This window comes from Bartonella sp. HY406 (assembly GCF_025449315.1).
Taxonomy (GTDB): domain Bacteria; phylum Pseudomonadota; class Alphaproteobacteria; order Rhizobiales; family Rhizobiaceae; genus HY038.
In genome coordinates this window covers 2,586,825-2,602,120 of the sequence record NZ_CP104893.1, presented here as the reverse complement: position 1 = coordinate 2,602,120, position 15,296 = coordinate 2,586,825, and the positions used below count along the sequence as shown (strand labels likewise).

General features: G+C 41.1%; 14 protein-coding genes. 9 read left to right on the top strand and 5 right to left on the bottom strand.

Features of this window, described 5'->3' with window-relative positions; all coding sequences use genetic code 11:
• Position 1 precedes the first annotated feature (1 nt).
• The 3 genes from N6B01_RS11040 (at position 2) to N6B01_RS11030 (ending at position 3,354) form a co-directional block, all read left to right on the top strand.
• A complete protein-coding gene (locus tag N6B01_RS11040) occupies positions 2-1,114 on the top strand; it encodes an ABC transporter permease (protein WP_262078779.1) in 1,113 nt (370 codons plus the stop codon).
• A gap of 166 nt (positions 1,115-1,280) precedes the next feature.
• A complete protein-coding gene (gene adhP, locus N6B01_RS11035) occupies positions 1,281-2,315 on the top strand; it encodes an alcohol dehydrogenase AdhP (RefSeq protein ID WP_262078778.1) in 1,035 nt (344 codons plus the stop codon).
• Between the two features lie 100 nt (positions 2,316-2,415).
• The gene (locus N6B01_RS11030) at positions 2,416-3,354 is read left to right on the top strand and encodes a phosphotransferase (protein ID WP_262078776.1); all 939 of its coding nucleotides are present in this window, start codon (positions 2,416-2,418) and stop codon (positions 3,352-3,354) included.
• A gap of 30 nt (positions 3,355-3,384) precedes the next feature.
• Here the strand turns inward: N6B01_RS11030 and N6B01_RS11025 are convergent, their stop codons facing one another.
• The 4 genes from N6B01_RS11025 to N6B01_RS11010 form a co-directional block, all read right to left on the bottom strand.
• Positions 3,385-3,870: a hypothetical protein gene (locus tag N6B01_RS11025; protein WP_262078774.1), complete on the bottom strand. Its 486-nt coding sequence runs from the start codon at positions 3,868-3,870 to the stop codon at positions 3,385-3,387.
• A 242-nt stretch (positions 3,871-4,112) separates the two neighbouring features.
• Positions 4,113-4,466 carry a hypothetical protein gene (locus tag N6B01_RS11020; protein WP_262078772.1) on the bottom strand — a complete coding sequence of 118 codons (354 nt, stop codon included), beginning with the start codon at positions 4,464-4,466 and terminating at the stop codon, positions 4,113-4,115.
• A 33-nt stretch (positions 4,467-4,499) separates the two neighbouring features.
• Entirely contained in the window at positions 4,500-5,678 is a 1,179-nt protein-coding gene (locus tag N6B01_RS11015) for an FAD-dependent oxidoreductase (RefSeq protein ID WP_262078770.1), read from the bottom strand.
• A 56-nt stretch (positions 5,679-5,734) separates the two neighbouring features.
• Complete coding sequence (locus N6B01_RS11010; RefSeq protein WP_410007210.1) at positions 5,735-6,646, bottom strand: polyprenyl synthetase family protein; 912 nt, start codon at positions 6,644-6,646, stop codon at positions 5,735-5,737.
• A gap of 250 nt (positions 6,647-6,896) precedes the next feature.
• Here N6B01_RS11010 and mtgA point away from each other — a divergent pair, with 250 nt between their 5' ends.
• The 4 genes from mtgA to N6B01_RS10990 all read left to right on the top strand — a co-directional run bounded on the left by mtgA (position 6,897) and on the right by N6B01_RS10990 (position 11,775).
• Positions 6,897-7,682, top strand: coding sequence for a monofunctional biosynthetic peptidoglycan transglycosylase (mtgA, locus tag N6B01_RS11005; RefSeq protein WP_262078768.1), 786 nt, complete (start codon positions 6,897-6,899; stop codon positions 7,680-7,682).
• Positions 7,683-7,867: 185 nt separating this feature from the next.
• Positions 7,868-8,047 (top strand): 50S ribosomal protein L32, encoded by a 180-nt coding sequence (gene rpmF, locus N6B01_RS11000; protein ID WP_182417812.1) that lies wholly within the window; start codon positions 7,868-7,870, stop codon positions 8,045-8,047.
• Between the two features lie 330 nt (positions 8,048-8,377).
• Positions 8,378-11,383, top strand: coding sequence for a helicase-related protein (locus N6B01_RS10995; protein ID WP_262078767.1), 3,006 nt, complete (start codon positions 8,378-8,380; stop codon positions 11,381-11,383).
• Positions 11,380-11,775, top strand: a complete 396-nt coding sequence (locus N6B01_RS10990) for an Hsp15 family ribosome-associated heat shock protein (protein ID WP_262078765.1) — start codon at positions 11,380-11,382, stop codon at positions 11,773-11,775. Before N6B01_RS10995 ends, N6B01_RS10990 begins: the two co-directional genes overlap by 4 nt.
• Before the next feature lie 329 nt (positions 11,776-12,104).
• On the opposite strand, the gene N6B01_RS10985 is transcribed toward N6B01_RS10990, so the two are convergent.
• Entirely contained in the window at positions 12,105-13,007 is a 903-nt protein-coding gene (locus tag N6B01_RS10985; RefSeq protein WP_262078763.1) for a LysR family transcriptional regulator, read from the bottom strand.
• Between the two features lie 103 nt (positions 13,008-13,110).
• On the opposite strand from N6B01_RS10985, the gene N6B01_RS10980 reads away from it, so the two are divergent.
• Positions 13,111-13,989, top strand: coding sequence for an EamA family transporter (locus N6B01_RS10980; RefSeq protein ID WP_262078762.1), 879 nt, complete (start codon positions 13,111-13,113; stop codon positions 13,987-13,989).
• Positions 13,990-14,093: 104 nt separating this feature from the next.
• Positions 14,094-15,161 (top strand): alkene reductase, encoded by a 1,068-nt coding sequence (locus tag N6B01_RS10975; RefSeq protein WP_262078760.1) that lies wholly within the window; start codon positions 14,094-14,096, stop codon positions 15,159-15,161.
• The last annotated feature ends 135 nt before the right edge of the window (positions 15,162-15,296 follow it).

Sequence of the window (15,296 nt, the reverse complement as noted above, 5' to 3'; positions counted from 1 at the left end):
TATGGATTTAAAACACATCTTCACTCTTGGCATTAAAGAAATACGCGGAATTTTACGCGATCCAATGCTGTTGATCCTGATTGTTTACGCTTTCACTGGTTCAATTTATGTTGCATCAAAAGCCGCGCCTGAAACCTTGAATCTAACCCCTATATCGATTGTTGATGAAGATAATTCGCCGCTTTCATCGCGTATAACAACGGCGTTTTTGCCGCCTTATTTTACAAGGCCATCCTTGATTGATATTCATGAAATGGATGCGCGTCTTGACCAAGGGCTTGATACTTTTGCTCTTGATATACCGCCTAATTTCCAACGTGATTTAAAAGCAGGGCGTTCTCCACAAATTCAGCTTAATGTTGATGCTACCCGCATGAGCCAAGCACTGACGGGTGCTGGCTATATCCAGCAAATCATTAATTCAGAGGTGAGCGAATTTCAAAGCGGTTATCGCACCAATACTTCATCACAAGTTGATCTTGCTTTGCGCGCGCGTTTTAACCCTGAACTTAATAAGTCATGGTTTGGCTCACTCATCAATGTTATCAACAATATCACTATGCTTTCTATTATTTTGACCGGCACGGCGCTTATCCGCGAACGCGAACATGGCACGATCGAGCATCTTTTGGTGATGCCAGTAACTGCAACCGAAATCATGGTTTCCAAAATCTGGTCAATGGGATTGATTGTTTTTGTCTGTTCGGCCTTTTCACTTATTTTTATCGTGCAAGGTCTGTTGCAAGTGCCAATTCAAGGCTCGATACCACTGTTTTTATGTGGCGCGATTTTGCATCTTTTTGCCACAACTTGCATGGGCATTGCGCTTGCGACAATGGCAAATTCTATGCCGCAATTCGGTCTGTTATTGATGCTGGTTTTATTGCCGCTACAAATTTTATCTGGCGGTATGACACCGCGTGAAAGCATGCCACAATTCATTCAAGATATTATGCTTGCCGCACCCAATACCCATTTCATTATGCTTGGCCAATCCATTCTTTATCGCGGTGCAGGTTTTTCTGTTGTTTGGGGTAACTTCTTGGCCTTGTTTATCATCGGTATTGTTCTGTTTATGTTTTCATTGCGCCGCTTTAGAGCCTATCTAAAATAGGGTTTGATTTCAATCAATTATGTCATATATTGGCTATTATCCGCTTGGTGGACATCTCAATATATGCCATAATATTGATGAGAATTTCTCATTTAAAGCAAGGCATCTAAACGGCCTCTTATTGCTAATCGGGCTTGTTGAAATGCATATAGTCAGGGAGGCTAATATGGCTCATACAATGCAAGCCGCAGTTGTGCGTGAATTTGGTAAACCCCTAACCATTGATGAAGTGCCGATACCAGAACCTAAAGAGGGCATGATCCAAGTTAAAATTGAAGCTTGTGGTGTTTGTCATACCGACCTTCATGCTGCCCATGGTGATTGGCCAGTTAAGCCCAATCCGCCGTTTATTCCTGGTCATGAAGGTGTTGGCTTTGTTTCTGCAGTTGGACGCGGTGTTAAGCATGTTAAGGAAGGCGACCGCGTCGGTATTCCATGGCTTTATACCGCTTGTGGCCATTGTGTTCATTGTCTTGGTGGTTGGGAAACCCTTTGTGAAGAGCAATTAAATACTGGCTATTCGATTAATGGTGGCTTTGCTGATTTTGTGGTGGCAGATCCTAATTATGTTGGCCATTTGCCCGATAATGTAGCCTTTACTGATATTGCCCCAATTCTATGTGCTGGTGTTACGGTTTATAAAGGCTTAAAAGTAACTGACGCAAAGCCGGGTGAATGGATGGGTATTTCCGGTATTGGTGGTCTTGGTCACCTGGCTGTGCAATATGCTAAAGCCATGGGTATGAATGTTGCCGCTATTGATATTGATGATGATAAATTACGCCTTGCTAAGGAACTTGGTGCGGATATTGTCATTAACACCAAGAGTAGCAATGACCCACAAGGAGAGCTGAAAAAGCTCACCAGTGGCGGTGTTAACGGCATGCTTGTTACTGCACCATCAGAAGGTGCTTTCGCGTCAGCGCTTGGCATGGTGCGCCGTGGTGGTACGCTATCAATGAACGGCTTGCCTGCCGGCGAGTTTCCAGTATCGGTATTTAATATGGTGCTTAATGGTATTACGCTGCGTGGTTCCATCGTTGGTACACGCTTGGATTTGCAAGAATCACTCGATTACGCTGCTCGTGGCAAGGTGCATTCGCATAATAAGATTGATAAGCTTGCCAATATTAATAATATTTTTGACGATATGATTAGGGGTAAAATATCAGGCCGCGTTGTGCTTGATATGGCAAGCTGATATTATCACGATAATTATAGATAGTTTATAAATGATATTTAAGCCCTGACTATCAATGGTTGGGGCTTATTTGTGTTTAAAACAAAAAGGATATTTTGTTTTGGCCAAGCTAGAAAATTTCAATACTCATCAATTGGCTGACATCGTTGCGCAGCTGCCAATTAATTCGCCTTATATAATCGAACCAGTACATGAAGGCTATTCAAGCACTTGCTTTTTTATCAAGACTAAAGAAAAGCTGCTATGCTTGCGTCTTTATAATTTAGATGATTTTCCCTGCCTATTGCAGGAGGTTGATGCTTTAGAGTTTTGCAGTGCAAAAGGTCTGCCTGTTCCCAGACTTCTTCAATGGGAAAGTGGCAGTGTTATTTACAAGTTTAAGAATGTTCTGGCAATTTGCTATATCTGCATTGAAGGGCGCAGCGTTAAACAAAATGAACTCAACCCAGTTATTGCTGCACAAGCTGGAAAATTGCTTAGTAATTTTCTAAAATGCGCGACTAGCTATAACCGTGATACCACTGCGCGTGATGAAGTTACGTATGTTCATCAACGCTATGAAGCGCAATATGAAAAAGTGCAGTCATGTCTTGATCGGTCTTTAATTCACAAAATTAATGACATTTTGCGCGAAAGACGTTTTGACCAAAATTTACAGTGCTTAACCAAAGGCTTGGTTCATGGTGATTTTTATTATGGCAATGTCATTATCAAAGATCATCATCTTTGCGGCATTATTGATTTTGGTGATAGTTATTTGGGCGCGCCATTTTTTGATATTGTGACTGGCGCGATGGAATTTTCTTGTAATAATAAGCAGCAGATCGATTTTGATTGCTTGCAAGCATTTATAATGCCGTTACGAGATTTTTTGTTGAAAGAACATATTACAGCGCCTGTTTTTTATCATGCTATGCTCCTCATGTGCTTGAAGTTTTTATTGTTGACGCTTGGGCAGCATAATGAAAATGATTATACTAAACGTATGGAAAATCTTATATCTGGGGCGGTGAAAGGTAAAATAAAGCATTTTTTCTGAAAGCTAAATCTATTTAAAAAAGCTATAAAATCAATTAATAAAGCTATCTTTGGCATTTTTTGAATAGAAAATATATAGGCCAACAGCGATATCAATTAAGACATGCGCGCAAATTGCGGCTTTTATAGTTAAGGTAAACTCATCCTGAGATTGGTTGGATATAAAACCAACAACCTTAAAACAAGAGAGAACTTCATAAAGTAGCATACAACTAAAAATTATAGGAAAACAATAAAGCCTTCTTAAATAACTGTAAAAACTTATTAAAAACATAGCAGTTAAAAAAATGCCGCCCATGCCTAATATTATAGAAAATAATATGGATAAAAAAAACGAAAATATCGCATTTGAAAAATCACTGAGTGATAACAATAATAATGCTATTCCAGCAAATAATAAAAAGCTTATAATTCTATAAATAAAATAAAGTCTAATCAGATAAACTGCTCGGTTAGGTTGTTGATTGTCGCAGTTCTCTGTTTTCGTTTCCATTATGGGCGAAGTTGTGTTTTCCAAATTAATTTGCTCCCCTAATAGGCAAATTATACAATAATTTTGATATTATTGCATTTCCAAAAAAACTGAACCGACTTTGGCAATGACGGCAATCTCCCAAATAAGAATAGAGTAGGTGACGTCGTCAAAAAAATTAGGTTCACTTTAATGAATAAAAATATTTTTTACGCGTTTGGATTTAAGCATATAGATTATAAGAATGGATGGGACAATAATTCTAGAGTAAAAGATAATAGAACCAATCATATATTGCGTATTTGAATTGTAAATAGTGTAGAGATAAAAAATGATCCAGCTGATAATTGTGCAAATATACAAAAAAGATATGGAAAATATCGCTTTGCTTTTATCATTCCATTTATCAAAAATATCATCAATATTATTTCAAATAAATTTGAGTATGGATGTAATTTTTTTAAAAGATTTTGCCAATTAAAATCATTTTCTATGAGAGTAAAAATATTAATAAAAAATAAAAATTTAATGACAACCAGATATATAATATAAATTGCGACAAATATTAAAAAACCACCTATTGGAGATTTTTCCCAGCTTTGCCAAATTTTTTTAAGGGCATTTGAGCGATTAACCATCATTTTGTCTCACAATAATTAAACTTCACTAAATTTTTATTTCATTGCCATTTTGATTGGATTAAAGAATTGTCCCGTGACCATTGAAGCGACCATAGCATGAACAAGGCCGCGGCGGCGCAGGGTTGGCGCAATGAAATAATCTCGCAAAAACGGTAAAATAGCATTATCCGATTGATAAAATGGCGTTAAACAACAACTTAAAAATTGATAAAATAAAATATGGATACGCCGTCTTTTAGCATAATCGGCAATGATGTCCGCGCGTTCCCTATGGCGCTTTGCTGCCTCAATAAAAGCAAGTGCATCTAAAAATGCCATATTCGCCCCTTGGCCAAGTTGTGGGCTGGTGGCGTGCCACGCATCACCAAGGCGAACAAGGTTACCTTCTGCTGGTGATATATGGGTATGATGACGATAATTGGCATAAACAATCTGGTCGCGGTAATCAGCCATATTTTCAATTAAGGGCATGGTTTGTGGCCAAAAGTGAGCTATTTTTTCAACCCATGCATCAATACCGTCTGCTTGCCACTTTGCATGGTCTTGATGACGTAGCGACCAGAAAAAAGTCGTCATCGCTTGCGCTTTTAAATGCCCCTTGCCAAGCGGTAAAACACCTATCATTGTTGAAGCCTTGTGATAGCGCTGCTCTAAGGTAGTTGGATCAAAACCAATATCATCGTGCCAGGGCAAGTTCACCCAAACGGCACCATAATCAAGCTCTTTGCCCTTTGTGGCGCGCAGCGGTGAGCGTGCCCCCATAGCATCAATGAGCAGGTCAAAATTCGCACTTTTCATACCATTTTCAAAAATAAATTGTGGCTTGGGGCCGTTATCAACACCAATAATCCGATGTCGGACTTCAACTTGCGCACCAAGTTCAACCGCATGCTCATAAAGAAGATCAAAAAGCGACCAGCGAATAATCGCAACACCATAATCATCCTTGATATAGCCAACGTCTAAAACAACCTTATCATCCTTGCTTAGCTTACCAAGCATGCGGTCAATGCGTTGGCCGCGTGCTTCCGCCCGTTGGCGCAGCCCTAATTTATCAAGAACAATAAGACCCGTTGGTTGTAGCACAAAACCAGAGCCAACTGGCCCTGCCTTTTGCATCTGATCAAATAGGGTAACGTTATGTCCTTCTTGGCGTAAAAAAGATGCAAGACAAAGCCCCCCCATACCCATGCCAGCAATTGCTATATCCATCAATCTCTCCCCGCGAGAAAAATATTACACCATGTTTTATCGCTTTTTGACCTTGCTTAATGATCCCGATGAGCAATAAAATAAGCGCAATTACGTAAATTATCAGCTTTGTTACCAAAAGGTGCGAGCAGTTCTTCAGCTTGGCTAATTAGGCCGTCAAGCTGTTGCTTTGCCCAGTCAATGCCATGCAGTGCCACCAATGTGCCTTTACCAACATGGCTATCTTTGCCAGCAGTTTTGCCCAGCGTCTTGGTGTCGGCTGTTACGTCAAGCAAGTCATCAGCAAGCTGGAAAGCAAGGCCGATAGCCGAGCCAAATTCGGCAAGTCTGGCACGATCATCGCTGGTTGCATTACCAATAATTGCTCCAGCTTCACAGGCATAGCGGATAAGCGCTCCCGTTTTCATGGCTTGCAGCATGATAATACCAGCTTCATTGGGCTTTTTGGTTTCCGCTTCAATATCAAGAATTTGGCCGCCAACCATACCGCCAAGGCCCGCAGCTCTTGATAAATGTCGAATGAGCGACAAGCGTGCTTCTGCCTTTAATTCGGTTTCTTCAGCCGCAATAATATCAAATGCAAGGGTTAATAAAGCATCACCAGCTAAAATTGCCGTTGCTTCATCAAAAGCTTTATGAACGGTTGGTTTGCCACGTCTTAGATCGTCATTATCCATAGAGGGTAAATCATCATGGATAAGCGAGTAGCTATGAATTGCCTCAAGACTTGCTGCAACATGTAATGGCGCATCGGTTTTAACATTGAATAATGAAGCCGTTTCAAGAACCAAGAACGGGCGCAAACGTTTGCCGCCATTCAAAACACCATGACGCATTGCATCCAGCAATTTTTGTGGACGGTTAATCTCGCCCATTTGTGGATAGGGTGCTAAAAGCTGGCCTATGAGAGTTTCAACACGCTTTGCATGACCGAGCAAGAGAGCTTCAAAATTGTTTTTACTATCCATTGTCTCACATTACATTTGAACAGGTGGTATAAAGGCAATTTATTAATACTGGAATTTTTAAAAAATACTATACATAAGTTTGAAGCCAAAATTGCAAATACCGATTTCCGTCTGATAGCTGTTAAGATTAAAAAATATCTTTGCAGTGGGTCGTCATTTAGGTAAAAGAACATAAGCGAATGAGTGATTGTCAAAAAAATGAGTATAATGTATTTGAATAATCATCCTGCGTGATAAGCCAAGGCGATCCATGGTATTGCAGACGCCAGATAAACCTTATAAATCAAGCATTATTACCAAGATCATCGCAAATAAAAGGAATTTTTCATTGTTGCTTGATAAGGATGAGATAAGGAACGAGGGGGAAACCAAAAAAACTCTTGTTAAAAAGATTGCCCTTGGTCTGATTCTCTTGCTGCTCTTGCCTTTTTTCTTGCTTCTCTTTTATAATTTGCCCTTTATCAAGCCAATCTCTACTTTGATGCTACGAGATGTTGTTCTATTGCGTGGCTATGATCGCCAATGGGTTTCTATCAGAGCTATTTCCCCTAATTTGGTGAATGCGGTAATGATGGCTGAAGATGGCAAATTTTGCAGCCATAATGGCGTTGATTGGGATGCTTTGGGCGATGTTTTGGATAATGATGGTGGACCAAATCGTGGTGCTTCCACCATTACGATGCAAATGGTAAAAAACCTTTTTCTTTGGCAAGATCGTTCCTATGTGCGCAAAGCGATTGAGATTCCCATTGCCCTTGGCGCTAATATTTTATTGTCAAAACAGCGCACTATGGAAATTTATTTAAATATTGCCGAATGGGGGCCGGGAATTTATGGCGCAGAGGCTGCGTCACGCCATTATTTTAATCGCTCGTCTAGCAATCTAACTCCAAGGCAAGGTGCTTTGCTGGCGGCAGCATTACCCAATCCCTATATCCGCAATCCTGCAAAGCCAGGTCCTGGTATGAGCCAACTGGCACGGGTTTTTGAATCACGTGCGCGCAATTCTGGTGCTTATATTGCTTGTGTAAATTAAAATATAATCGCTATTTTGTAAAAAAATGCATGTTTTATTGGGAGTTTTTTAAAAAAATACACCTTTTGGCTAGTCAAATTGCTTTAATCAGTGTATAGCGTCCCAAACTTTGTGAATTATATTGGGCGAGTCAGGCTTTCATGGCCACGCTTCAATGTGTTTGAACGAATTCGGAGCATAGATCCATGGCAGTACCTAAAAGAAAAACATCACCTTCAAAGCGCGGTATGCGCCGTTCAGCTGATGCCCTTAAGACACCTACTTATATTGAAGATAAGACTTCAGGTGAATTGCGTCGTCCACATCATATCGATCTTAAGACTGGTATGTATCGCGGTCGTCAAGTTCTTACACCTAAGGCTTAATTCTTTATTGGGTTTCAATTAGAATTGATTCTATTTACAGTTTAGATTTAAGCTAAGTAAGTAGGTTGATTTTGAGTTGACTGATAGAATATATAAAAACCGACGATAAGTCGGTTTTTTTATTGTTTCATGGTTTAGTTAAGCGTTTGATTTAAAAGATATTGAATTTTAAATGTTTTAACATAAATGAAACGTTAAAATGTCTAATAATTATAATTAGAATAGTGCTGAAAAACCCTTGTGTTGATAAAATACAAATATAGCTTTTAAAAAGCGCGATAAGGCCGCGAGTGATTGACTTAACGGCCTTTTCAAACATTGGAGTTGCCAATGGGGAACACCCCCCTTGTTTTTTCTGGCCGTAATGTCATGGCAGTGTTGGGGCCAACCAATACAGGAAAGACGCATCTTGCGATAGAGCGGATGTTGGCGCATGATAGCGGCATTATTGGCTTGCCGTTACGTTTGTTGGCGCGTGAAGTTTATACACGGATTTGCGAAAAAATTGGTGCAGACAAAGTTTCACTGGTAACTGGTGAAGAAAAAATCCAGCCACCTAAGGCTCGCTATTCTGTATGCACTGTGGAAGCAATGCCGCGCGAGACCAATGCCGCCTTTGTTGCCATTGATGAAGTGCAGCTTGCCAATGATTTAGAACGTGGCCATATTTTTACCGATAGGATTTTGCACTTACGTGGACGGCAAGAAACTTTGCTTCTTGGCGCCTTAACCATGCGTGGTGTTTTGGAAAAGCTGTTGCGCGGGCTTAGCGTTGCATCGCGGCCAAGGCTGTCGCAACTAACCTATAGTGGCTCAAAAAAAATTGCACGGCTGCCAAGACGTTCTGCCATTGTGGCTTTTACCGCTGATGAGGTCTATGCTATTGCGGAATTTATTCGCCGGCAAAGAGGCGGTGCTGCGGTTGTTATGGGTGCTTTGTCGCCGCGCACGCGCAATGCACAGGTAGAGCTTTATCAATCTGGCGATGTAGATTATTTGGTCGCAACTGATGCGATTGGCATGGGGCTTAATCTTGATGTCGATCATGTGGCTTTTGCTCAAACTCGAAAATTTGACGGTTTTCAATATCGTGATTTAAATCCAAGCGAACTTGCGCAAATTGCAGGGCGCGCAGGCCGCCATTTACGTGATGGCACTTTTGGCGTTACTGGACGTGTTGCTCCGCTTGAAGCAGAACTCGTTGAAAAAATTGAAGGTAGCTATTTCGATCCTGTTAAAGTCATGCAATGGCGTACTGCCAATATGGATTTTAGCACAATTGGAAACTTAATTCGCTCCCTTGATACTCCATCCCCAATTGACGGTCTGGTTAAGGCAATGCCAGCTGTTGATGCTCGTGCGCTTAGCTATTTGGCTAAAGACGATTCGATTGCTCGACGTATAAAGGGTAGCGATGAAGTCAAATTGCTATGGGATATCTGCGCGCTTCCCGACTATCGTAAGATTGCCCCCGCCCAACATGCCGACATTATTGCCACATTGTTCCGTGATGTGGTAGAATTTGGTGTAGTTGATGAAAATTATGTTGCATCTCAGGTAGCACTTGCTAATCGTACAGATGGCGATATTGATACTTTATCACACCGCATTGCGCAGATTCGGACCTGGACTTATGTCTCTCATCGACCTAATTGGTTGGCAGATCCGCAACATTGGCAAGAAAAAACGCGGGAAATTGAAGATAAATTGTCTGATGCGCTGCATGAGAGGTTGACGAAACGATTTGTAGACCGCAGAACAAGCGTTCTGATGAAACGGCTGAGAGAGAATACAATGATAGATGCCGAAATTTCGCAAACCGGTGATGTTCTAGTAGAAGGTCACCATGTTGGACATTTGGAAGGCTTCCGTTTCACCATGGACAAAGCTGCCGAAGGCAGTGATGCCAAAGCGGTGAGAGCGGCAGCGCAAAAAGCATTAGCACCTGAATACGATGCGCGGGCTGAAAGGCTTAGTGCATGTGCTAATGGTGATTTAGCGCTGGCATCGGACGGCATCGTCCGTTGGGTTGGTCAACCTATTGCAACTCTGGTGAGTGGTGATGAGTTTTTAAAGCCACGCATTATCTTGCTGGCTGATGAGCAATTGCAGGGTGCACAGCGTGATAAGGTCAATGACCGCGTTGGTCGCTTTGTTGCTTTCCATTTTGAAACAGCATTAAAGCCACTTTTCGATCTTATCAATGCTGATGCCTTAATTGGTATCACTCGCGGTATTGCTTTCCAGTTGGTTGAGCAGCTTGGCGTATTGCCTCGGCGCGACATTGCTAATGATGTAAAAAGCTTGGATCAAGATTCGCGCGCTGCACTTCGCCGTCTTGGTGTGCGTTTTGGTGCCTATCACATTTTTATTCCAGCACTTTTAAAGCCAGCGCCAGCACAAGCAATTACATTGCTTTGGGCTTTGCAAAATGATGCAAAAGACCAACCCGGTTATGGCGATATTATTCAAACTATGGCTGCTGGTCGTACATCTATTGAAGTAAATGGCGAATTTAACCCAGAATTTTATCGCCTTGCTGGATATCGTATTCTTGGTAAGCGTGCGGTGCGCGTTGATATCCTTGAGCGTTTGGCTGATCTTATTCGTCCTGCTTTAGCTTGGCGTGAGGGCACAGGTCCAAGACCAGAAGGCGCATTTGATGGCCGCCAGTTCATTGTAACACCAGCTATGATGTCGATTTTGGGTGCAAGCCATGCTGATATGGAAGATGTACTTAAAAATCTTGGTTATCGTTCTCACTCCATTAGCGTGGCAGAAGTTGAAGCTAAGCTTAATGAAGGAGCAGAGCCAGTAGCCGCTGCGCTAGCATTAGATGCTGAACCAGTTGGCCCAATGTGGGCAAATCTTGAAAGCCAACCAGTTGTTGCTGAAACTACTGCAGAAGTTGCAGAGATTGAAGCAGAAAAACCGGTTGAAAATGTCAAGATGATGTTGCTTTGGCGCTATCAGGGGCGGCAGGAAAATCGTCCGCACAAGCCGCGCGATAATAATAACCGCAATGATGGCAAAAAGAAATTTGACCGCAAGCCAAACGCCGCTACAGGCGAAGTAAGTGGTGAGCAACAGGCTCGTTCCGATAAGCCACGTTATGATAAAAATCGCCAAGATAAGTCAAATCAAGATAGATCTGGCGAAAAGCGTGAGTTTAATAAAGACGGTCGTAATCATGATCGTCGCAACAATAATGAACGCCGCGCTAATAATAAGCCAAAAGATTTCAACAAAGCCCGCAATAATGAGCCAGCAAAAGACATGGATCCAGATTCACCTTTTGCAAAATTAGCAGCATTGCGTGACCAGTTGAAAAAATGAGTGAGCAGCTGCCAGATAGATTGAGAATTGATAAATGGCTGTTTTTCAGCCGTTTATTAAAATCGCGTAGTCTGGCAGCGGAGCTTGCTAATAGCGGTAAAATCCGAGTAAACAAACAAAAAATCGACAAGGCATCATATTTAGTGAAAGCTGATGATGTCTTGACGATTAGCTATAATCAAAGAATTAGAACTATAAAAATTGTTGCCCTTGGCGAGCGTCGAGGTCCGGCTGTAGAAGCGCAAAAATTATATCAAGATTTAACGCCGGTTGAAACTGCGGAAGAAAAACTAGCACGCCAAGCATTGGAAGCGCAAACGCAAACAGGGCCGCGGCCAACCAAGCGCGATCGCCGCCAGCTTGATAATTTGCAAAACAAGTTTGATAATTGATTCAATTTTAAAAAAGGTATTAAATAGAAAAATATTAAATTTTAGTATTTTTTAATTTGTTTATTTTGGATATTTTTGATTTTGATTTTGCCAAAGCTTTATTGAGACTGTAAAAATAGAAAAATATTCTACATATTGGTAATATTGCCCGTTTATATAAAATGTAGAAGCATCAAATTACTCAATTTTAGAGTTGAAAAGCGGAAAAAATTAAAAGTCCACTATTAATTTGACAATTAAATTTTAGCATAAAAATATTTGCAATAAGATCTCTGATTTAAGGATTTCTGTCTCATCATAGCCAGACCGTGATAAGCATCTCAATAAGCTCAAGATGATCCGTAGCTTTTAAATAGCTCCACCAAAAAATCCAAAAAGACTCGAGTTTTGATTGGCATATAGCTTTTGGTGGGATACAGGGCGAAGACATTGGTTTCGTCCTTCTTCCAGTCATCAAGAACAGTTACGAGCTTGCCACTTACCAGATCATCCTCAATGTAAATTTTCGGTACCAAACTATAGCCGATGCCGGCGCGAATTGCATCAAGAACAGCTAAGCTTGAAGAGACTCGATAGCGGCCATTAATCGGAAGCTTGACTGTTTCATTGCCGTTGGTAAAAGTCCATAAATCAGCGTGTGCGGTCAGGCTGAATTGGATAGTTTGATGCTGATTGATTTGATCTGGATGATTGATCTTGCCGGCATGCGCAATATAATCCGGTGAAGCTACCAGCACATGCTCCATCGTCATCAGTCTTTTGGCAATCAATGACGAATCCGGTATACCGCGCGTATTGCCTCGGATCGCCACGTCGTAGCCCTCACCTAAAAAATCACGTTTATGGTCGTCCATTTTAAGATCGACCTTAAGTTCGGGGTATAAATCGAGAAATTCTGGTATCCGCTTTGTCAGTGTAATGAGGGTGAAGGTCATCGGTGAACTAATGCGCAAAGTACCGCGTGGTACAGCCTCGCAATCACTGACAGAAAGATCGGCAGCATCAAGATCATCCAAGATACGACAAACATGTCGATAATAGGTCTCACCACCCTCTGTCAAAGATATATGCCGCGTTGTGCGGTTGAATAGCCGAAGTTTTAGCTCACTTTCCAACTGTTGAATTGCCTTGCTGATTGCAGATTGCGAAAGCGTGGTGCGTTCAGCAACTTTAGTAAAATTATTGAGTTCAGCAGCATGGCGAAACACCCGCAAGGCATCAATCTTGTCCATTGATATTTTCCATTTTAGAATAAATCTTATTCCATCTACGGTCTTAATTTCCTGGTATGATAATTTATAAAAGCTGTTGAAACAAGTAATGGGAAATAATTTTATGTCCAATTCAGCCAATATGGCAATTTCAAAGGATCTAACCCTATCAGCATTGGCACCTTTTATCTGGGGCAGCACATATATTGTTACAACAGAACTGCTACCCGCTGGCTATCCGGTCAGTACTGCCATGCTACGGGCTCTTCCGGCAGGTCTGCTGCTTTTGCTAATTGTGCGACAATTGCCGCGTGGTAAATGGATTTTGCGCTTAGCCATTTTAGGCCTTTTGAACTTCACACTGTTTTGGATATTGCTGTTTGTTTCTGCCTATCGCCTTCCAGGCGGCGTGGCGGCAACAATTGGCGCTATCCAACCCCTAATTATCGTCTTTATAACAGTTCCGCTTTTAAAGCGGCGTTTAAAAGCTCACTCAGTCATCACAGCACTTATGGGCATGGCAGGCGTCGCCCTTTTGGTACTGACACCTCAAGCAAAACTTGATTTAATTGGCATTGCTGCTGGTTTGCTTGGTGCCTGTTTCATGGCTTTTGGTACGGTTTTAAGTCGCAAATGGAAGCCGCCTGTTTCCAATCTAACCTTTACTGCATGGCAATTAACTGCTGGTGGTTTGATGCTCGTGCCTATCGCCTTTATTTTCGAGCCATCATTACCTGCACTTAGCCATGCCAATCTTATCGGCTTTGCATATCTTTGCCTAATCGGCGCGGCCGTCACCTATATCCTGTGGTTTCGTGGCATCGAACGTCTGGCCCCTTCTATCATTGCATCACTTGGATTTTTAAGTCCCGTTGCCGCCGTGCTTCTCGGCTGGTTGATCTTGGGGCAAAATCTAAGCTCTCTTCAATGGTGTGCCTTAGCCTTGATCCTTTTTGCCGTTTGGCTAGAAACGCGGCTTACCACCAACGAGGCGAAGTCTTAAATTTCAAACTTAAGAATAGAAATGGCTTTTTCGAAAAGTTTTTAAGACCGTAAAACAATAGAAGACTATTTGCAACAAGGCTAATAATATAAGGAAAGATTTTAATGAGAAACTTTTTGACCAAAATTAGATATGGTAGCACGACCGCATCTAATTCTTTAGTAATGGCGCCTATGACGCGTTGTCGCGCTTTGGATGATGGTTGTGCTACTGAAATTATGGCCGAGTATTATGCCCAAAGAGCTTCTGCAGGCCTAATAATTTCGGAAGGGATCCAGCCTTGCTTAATAGGCAAAGGCTTTATGAATACTCCTGGTTTATATTCACAAGAGCAAGTGGAAGCCTGGAAAAACGTAACTCATTCTGTTCATCAAAAAAATGGAAAAATTTTTGCACAACTGATGCATTCTGGTCGAATTGGTCATCATTTAAATTATTCTGAGCAACTTCAACCTATTGCACCTTCTGCAGTTTGTGCACAAGGTAAAATCTATACAACTGAAGGTTTAAAATCATTCGAAATACCCAAAGAAATGGATAGTACTGATATCACTCAAGCAATAGTTGATCACGTAACTGCTGCAAAAAATGCAATATTAGCAGGTTTTGATGGGGTTGAAATCCACTGTGGAAATGGTTTTTTAATCCATCAATTTATGGCGGAAAATACAAATCTTAGAAGTGATGATTACGGAAAAGATATTACTGGCCGTTTGAAATTTGCGTTAGAAGTAATACACCAATGCTCTGTAGCTATTGGTGCAGATAAAGTTGGCATAAGAATTTCACCTGAAAATCGTTACAACGATATTGATGAGGGTAATTCCAAAACTTTATATCAAACATTTATTCCATTAATCCCCAAGGATTTAGCCTATATTCACATCATGGAGTCAAATAATAGAGAAATGACTAAGTTGATTAGAGGCTTATGGAATGGAGTAGTGATTCTTAACCCACATGAATCTGTTGAGCTATGGCCCTCTACTGTTCAAACATTAAATGATACTCTTTCGAGTAAAATTGCTGATGCAGTTAGTATGGGTACATTATTCATCTCCAATCCGGATTTAGTTGATCGAATTAGAACTGGATATGGATTAAATAGTCCCAAAGATGAATATTTTTATACAGGCAGTGCATTAGGTTATACTGATTATCCGACAATGTAGTTTGCGTCATTATATATTTAATGCCTTGATATATGAGACATTAAATATTCAACCTTACCGATAACCGTTTGAGCGTGCATTTTCAATATTTTTATTTGCATTAAATTTATGATATAACTTACTAAAAATCATTTT